The sequence below is a fragment of the Streptomyces sp. NPDC003943 genome (assembly GCF_053605265.1).
Genome location: NZ_JBSGIW010000076.1, coordinates 36,260 through 42,631, shown reverse-complemented (window position 1 = coordinate 42,631; position 6,372 = coordinate 36,260). Strand labels below are relative to the sequence as shown.

The window sequence follows — 6,372 nt, the reverse complement described above, 5'->3', positions numbered from 1 at the left end:
GCTCCGGCCACCGAGGCTCCGGCCGAGGCGCCGGCTGCCGAGGGCGGCCGGACCCGCCGTCGGCGCGGCCGCTCCGGCGAGGCCCGTACGGCCGAGACGCCGGTCGAGACGTCGGTAGAGACCAAGGTGGAGGCCGTCGAGGCCCCGGTCACCGAGGCCCCCGCGGCCGAGGCTCCGGCCACCGAGGGCCGTATCCGCCGCACCCGCGGCCGGTCCGCCGCCGCCAGGACCACCGAGGCCGAAGCCCCGGTCGTCGAGACGCCGGCCGCCGAGACCCCGGTCATCGAGACCTCGGTCGTCGAGGCCCCTGCTGTCGAGGCTCCGGCCGCCGAGGGCCGCACCCGCGGCCGGTCCGCCGCCAGGACCACCGAGGCCGAAGCCCCGGCCGTCGAGGCCCCCGCGGCCGAGGCGCCGGTCGTCGCGGCTCCGGTCGTCGAGGCCGAGGAGGCCCCGCGCCGTCGTCGTGGCCGTGGTGCGCCGGTGGCCGCGAAGGTCGCCGCTCCCGTGGCCGCTCCGGCCGAGGCGCCGGCGCCGCGTCGGCGCCGGGTGCGGCCGCGTGCGGCCGAGGAGACGGTGACGTTCCAGACGGTGGAGACGGCCGCGGCCGCGCTGGCCGCCGCCACGGTGCCGGCCCAGGCGACCGAGGAGCCGAAGCCGGTGCGTGCGGCTGCCGCCGCCGTGCCCGCGCAGGCCACCGCCCCGACCTCCGCTGCCGCTCCGGCCGCCGCTCCCGCCACCGCCCCGGCCGCCGCTTCGACGGCCGGCCCGCGGGCCCGGCGCCGGGCGACGCGTCCGGCCACGAACAGCGTCGCGATCGTCGTCGAGGAGCCGAAGGTCACGGTCGAGGAGCCGGTCGCCGCTCCCGTCGAGGAGCCGAAGCCGGTCCGCCGGCGGGCGACCCGCCGGGTGTCGAGCCCGGTGACGTCGACCTCCGCCGAGGCCGGCGTGGTGATCATCGCTGCCGCTCCGGTCGCCGAGCAGGTCGCCGAGCCCGTGGCGGAGCCGAAGAAGGCCGCCCCGCGCAAGCGCACCGCCGCGAAGAAGGCCGTGGCCGCCGAGCCGGTCGCCGAGGTCGTCGAGACCGCCGAGGCCGCCGCGCCCGAGGCGCCGAAGGCTCCGCGCAAGCGGGCCGCCGCCAAGAAGGCCGTCGTCGCCGAGCCGGTCGCCGAGACCGCCGAGGCCGAGGCGCCCAAGAAGGCGGCCCCGCGCAAGCGCACCACCGCCAAGAAGGCCGTGGCCGTGGCCGAGCCGGTCGCCGAGACCGTCGAGGCCACCGAGGCCCCGAAGGCCGCGCCGCGCAAGCGGGCCGCCGCCAAGAAGGCTGTCGCGGCCGTGGCGCCGGACGCGTCCGAGCCGAAGAAGACGACGACCCGTCGTCGTACGGTGAAGAAGGCGGCCGAGCCGGTCGCCGAGGTCGCCGAGGCCCCGAAGAAGGCGGCGCCGCGCAAGCGCGCCACCAAGAAGGCCGCCGCCGCACCGGAGGCGTAGTCACCCGCGTACCGCGGCCCGGTCCCTACCCGAGGGGCCGGGCCGCGGCGCGTTCTGCGGGGGCACGGCTGCGGTTACAGTCCCTGTATGAGCAAGCCCCGCTCCCTCGCGCTGCCGCCCCGCACCCGTGCCTACCGCCTCTCCACCGCACGGGGCGACTTCGCCGTGCTCGACGCCGCGCCCGCGCCCGCCGCCGTCCCGCGGCACAAGACCGTGCTGCTGCTGCCCGGCTTCACCGGCAGCAAGGAGGACTTCCTGGCGCTGCTCGGCCCGCTGGGCGAGGCCGGCTACCGCGCGGTCGCCGTCGACGGGCGCGGCCAGCACGAGACGCCGGGCCCGCGCGGCCGGGCGGCCTACCGCCGCAAGGCGCTCGCGCTCGACGTGGTGGCGCAGGCGGCGGCGCTCGGCGAGGGGCCGGTGCATCTGCTCGGGCACTCCTTCGGCGGCCTGGTGGCCCGCGCGGCGGCGGAGCTCGCGCCGGACACGTTCCTCTCGCTCACCCTGCTCGCCTCGGGCCCGACGAAGGTCGCGCGTTCCCAGCGGGTGCGGGTCCGGGCGCTGCGCACCGCGAACGCGCTGCTCTCGAAGGATCAGGTCTGGCAGGCGACCCGCTGGCTGGACAGCCGGGGCGAGGGGCCGGGCGTGACGGATCCGCCGGAGATCGTGCGCTTCCTGCGCCGCCGTTGGATGCGGACCCGGATCGCGCAGCTCGCGGGCGCGGGCCGGCTGATCCTGGGCGACCCGGACGGTACGGCGGCGCTGGGGGCGCTGCCGATGCCGCTGCACATCGCGTACGGCGACGAGGAGACGGTCTGGCCGGTGCAGGCCCTCGCGGCGGCGGCCGCCCGTACCGGCGCGCACCACACGGTGGTCGTGGGCGCGGGCCACTCCCCCAACGTCTCGCACCCGGAGGAGCTGGCGGCGCGGCTCACCGCCTTCTGGGACCTCAGCGCGCAGACGCGCGCACCCCGCACGGCCGCTGGTCGCAACGCGGCCGAAGCGTCGTCGTAACCGCGCTCTGCGAGGATCGTGGCAGAGGCTCCACCAGGCACTAGTTAGCCATCCAAAAAATTTCCTTAGCGTAGGGAATGTTTCATGGATGGGCCTCGTTGTACCCCTACGTAACGCAGTTCTCCGCCCAGGAGGATCAACTCAGACGAAGGGAGAAGCCCATGCGCTTCGAAATCCTGCGCCTCGACGACATCGACGGCACCCCCGTCGACTCCACTGTCGTGGACGCCGCCTCCGTCAACGGGATCGTGCAGCAGGCCGCCGCGATCGGCCAGCGCATCTGGATCCGGCCGGCCGACGCCTCGGCCTCGTAACCGGCACACCTCACACCCACGCACCGCGCCCCCGCACGGACTCCGCAGAACGGAATCCGTACGGGGGCGCAGTGGCGTCCGGGGCCGGTTCGGGTTCGCCGGCCCCGTTCCGCGTCAGGAACCCTGGATGATCTGGGTGACGCCGTTGACGATCTGCTGCACCGCGATGGCGGACAGCATCATGCCGGCGAGCCGGGTGACCAGGACGACGCCGCCGTCCTTGATGACCCGGATGATCAGCAGCGAGTACCGCATGGTCACCCACAGCACGATGTGCATGGCGGCGATGGCGGTCCACACCGAGACCTGCGAGGCGACGCTGTTCGCGTTCTGCACGGCGAGGATCACGGACACGATCGCACCGGGGCCGGCCAGCAGCGGCATGCCGAGGGGCACGAGGGCGACGTTGACGTCCTTGGTCTGCTTCGGCTCGTCGGTCTTGCCGGTGAGCAGGTCGAGCGCGATGAGCAGCAGGAGGAGCCCGCCCGCGATCATCAGCGCGGGGACGGAGACGTGCAGATAGGCCAGGATCTGCTGGCCGAGAATGCCGAAGACGGTGATGACGCCGAAGGCGACGGCGACGGCCTGCCAGGCCATGCGGCGCTGGACCTTGGCGGGGCGGCCGCCGGTGAGGGCGAGGAAGATCGGGGTGATCCCCGGGGGATCCATGATCACGAAGAGGGTGAGGAACAGCGAGCCGAAGACGGCGACGTCGAACACGGTGTGGCCTTGCGCGAAAGGGGTGTACAAGAGCATCCGGAACCAGGGGTTCCGTGAGAAGGGCAGGCGGAGGCCATGCCCGGGGAAGAAGTCATGCGACGCACCTCGCTCCGCCCGGCCACCGGTGGCGACGGGCGGAGCCTGTGTGCTGCGTGGGTCAGGCGCGTCCGCCGGCGCCCGGCACCGGGAAGGCGCCGGTCGCGCGGCGCGTGATCTCGCCGTAGATCTCGGGGTCGGTCATGAAGTCGCCGAGGCCGACGGTCTTGCGGCTGCCGTGGTAGTCGCTGGAGCCGGTGGTCAGCAGACCCAGCTCCTTCGCGAGGCCGCGCAGCCGCGCCCGCGTCGGCTCGTCGTGGTCCATGTGGTCCACCTCGATGCCGTCGAGGCCGGCCTCGGCGAGCCGGGCGATGGCCGACTCGGGCACGCACTCGCCGCGCTTGACGGCCAGCGGGTGGGCGAAGACGGTGACGCCGCCGGCGGCCTTGACCAGGCGGATGGCGTCGATGGGGTCCAGCTCGTGCTTCTCGACGTACGCGCGGCCGCCGTCGGCGAGCCACTCGGGCGTGAAGGCGCCGGAGACGTCGGGCACGACGCCGAGTTCCACGAGCGCCTCGGCGACGTGCGGGCGGCCGACGGAGCCGTCGCCCGCGATGCGCGCGACCTGGTCCCAGGTGACGGGGACGCCGAGCTCCTGGAGCTTGCCGACCATGGCGCGGGCGCGCGGCACGCGGTCGTCGCGGACCAGCTCGCGCTCGGCGAGCAGGGCGGGCTCCTCGGGGTCGAAGAGGTAGGCCAGCATGTGCAGGCTCACGCCGTCGTAGCGGCAGGAGAGTTCGGCACCGGTGACGAGGGTGAGCCCCTCGGGCAGGGCGGCGACCGCCTCCGCGTACCCGCGGCTGGTGTCGTGGTCGGTCAGCGCGACCACGTCGAGCCCGGCGGCGGCCGCGTTCCGGACCAGCTCGGCCGGGGTGTCCGTACCGTCCGAGGCCGTGGAGTGGGTGTGCAGATCGATGCGCACGACGCAGGACTCCAAAGGGCTCGGGGCGGACGACAGGGACGATCCAGCATAACGGGCGAATCGAACACCCGTGTACGGAACCGCGAAACCGGTCCGCCCCTTACCTCGGCCCCCGCTACGTCAGCAGCCTCGGCGTCAGCGCCCCGCACGGCAGCAGCTCGACCTCCGCACCCGCGTCCCGCAGGTCGGTGAGGACCAGCTCGTCGTACATCAGCAGACCGGACTGCTCGGGCCAGACGACGGCCCACAGCCACAGACCGCGCGCCTCACCGGCGAAGACCGCGCGGTCCTGCGGGGCGCCGGTGACGTGCCAGAGCGGGGTCGGCCGGCCGGCGGCGAGCACCTTGACCTGCGGCGGCTTGTCGATGGCCATGCCGGATCCGGGGTCGGGTCCGTCGATGCCGGCGTACCGGGCGCCGAGTCCGACGCCCAGCTCCTCGGCGACGAGCAGCAGCTCCCCGATGCCGCCGAGCGGACCGGGCCCGGAGCAGGCGACGACGGTCGCGCGGCCACCGTTGCGGTCGTCACCGGCGTACGCCACCCCGGTGAAGAGCCATCCGACCGGCAGCGGCCACGGCATCCACACCGGCACGTGGGACCGGTGCACGACGGCGCCGAGGGCCTCGACACTGGGCGGGATCACGGGCTGAAGCGGGTGCACCGAGCCATGCACATCGCACTGCCAGGAGTCGGCGAAGAGACCGGGCGCCCTGACCCGGCCACCGCACTTCGGGCAACTGGGTTCGCCCCTCATAGGGCTCAACGGTCCTACCCCAGGAGCGCCCCGTCAAGGACGATCACCGACGATCACCCGTCCGGACGGAACCGTTCACCCTCTGTCGGCCTGCTGCCATTACACGCCTTCTTCACGAACCAACCCGCCGCACGGGAACGCCCGGCAGGCCAGGTTCAGTCCAGGGTCACGGACCTGCGCAGCGGATCGCGCAGGTCCGTGCCGTTCGCCAGCCAGCGCTCCTCCAGGGCCTGCGCCCCGTGCACCCGCTTCCACGCCGCCTCGTTCTGGGTCATCGGCAGCAGCGGCAGGAAGCGGACCGGGTCCATGGGGTCGTCGAGGTCCAGGTCCTCCACCAGACCGCCCGACTCGGCGACGAGGACCGAGCTGAAGGGGGCGCCCGGCCACAGCGGCTCGCCCACGTCGAGCGAGGCGCCCGGCGCCACGACCACGCCCTCGACCTGCGGGGTGGCGGCGAACACCGCGAGCGCGCGGAGCACCTTGTCGGTGTCGGCGAGGCCGACGCGTACGGAGAGGACCAGCTCGGCGCGGGGGCCCTTGACCGGGTCGGCGAGCACGGCGGTCGGGTCGGCCATCGGCTGGGCGGACATCCCGAGGGTCGCGTAACGCACCAGGCCGGCGTCCGCGTCGACGAAGCGGAGCACCTCGATGCGGTCGGTGCCGAGGAAGGTGATCGCGGCGCGGGCGTCCGGCTCGCCGAGGGCCGTGCGGAGCCGGGCCTCGACCAGAGCGAGAATTTCTGCCATGCGGCGAGCATAAAGCGCGTATGGAACGGGCAAAGTAAGGGATTGACCCTCAGTCGGCTGATAGTCTTGGCCACTGGTCGGGTGGATTACCCGACTGCTCGTCACACGTCATCCCTCACGAGGGACCGGCCGGAGGAGGTGGGACTGCGATGGATCGAAGTCGATCGGGCAGTACCAGCCGCTCTTCCGCCGAGCCGCACCGGCCGTAACTCCAGCAACACCAGCACCAGCCGGGCGCGTTTCTCCCTCCGGTGACTCCAGGGCCGTCTCGAAGGTCCCTCCTCTCCGGCATCTCGCACGACGGAAGAGCTCCCTCTGTTG

At 73.9% G+C, this 6,372-nt stretch carries 6 protein-coding genes and 1 pseudogene; 3 read left to right on the top strand and 4 right to left on the bottom strand.

The genetic code is table 11. The features are described from left to right. The 3 genes and pseudogenes from ACWEV0_RS26955 to ACWEV0_RS26945 all read left to right on the top strand — a co-directional run. Window positions 1–1,488: pseudogene (locus ACWEV0_RS26955) on the top strand (DEAD/DEAH box helicase); the annotation flags it as partial. Window positions 1,489–1,575: 87 nt separating this feature from the next. Next, the gene (locus ACWEV0_RS26950; protein ID WP_453152083.1) at window positions 1,576–2,499 is read left to right on the top strand and encodes an alpha/beta fold hydrolase; all 924 of its coding nucleotides are present in this window, start codon (window positions 1,576–1,578) and stop codon (window positions 2,497–2,499) included. 161 nt (window positions 2,500–2,660) lie between these two features. Then, a complete protein-coding gene (locus ACWEV0_RS26945; protein ID WP_389208197.1) occupies window positions 2,661–2,813 on the top strand; it encodes a hypothetical protein in 153 nt (50 codons plus the stop codon). Window positions 2,814–2,927: 114 nt separating this feature from the next. Here the strand turns inward: ACWEV0_RS26945 and ACWEV0_RS26940 are convergent, their stop codons facing one another. The 4 genes from ACWEV0_RS26940 to ACWEV0_RS26925 all read right to left on the bottom strand — a co-directional run bounded on the left by ACWEV0_RS26940 (window position 2,928) and on the right by ACWEV0_RS26925 (window position 6,051). Continuing rightward, the gene (locus tag ACWEV0_RS26940) at window positions 2,928–3,533 is read right to left on the bottom strand and encodes a MarC family protein (RefSeq protein WP_453152082.1); all 606 of its coding nucleotides are present in this window, start codon (window positions 3,531–3,533) and stop codon (window positions 2,928–2,930) included. Between the two features lie 157 nt (window positions 3,534–3,690). Further along, window positions 3,691–4,551, bottom strand: coding sequence for a PHP domain-containing protein (locus ACWEV0_RS26935; protein WP_453152080.1), 861 nt, complete (start codon window positions 4,549–4,551; stop codon window positions 3,691–3,693). Window positions 4,552–4,666: 115 nt separating this feature from the next. Continuing rightward, entirely contained in the window at window positions 4,667–5,305 is a 639-nt protein-coding gene (locus tag ACWEV0_RS26930) for a DUF6758 family protein (protein WP_403792409.1), read from the bottom strand. A 155-nt stretch (window positions 5,306–5,460) separates the two neighbouring features. Further along, window positions 5,461–6,051, bottom strand: a complete 591-nt coding sequence (locus ACWEV0_RS26925; RefSeq protein ID WP_453152078.1) for a suppressor of fused domain protein — start codon at window positions 6,049–6,051, stop codon at window positions 5,461–5,463. Between the last annotated feature and the right edge of the window lie 321 nt (window positions 6,052–6,372).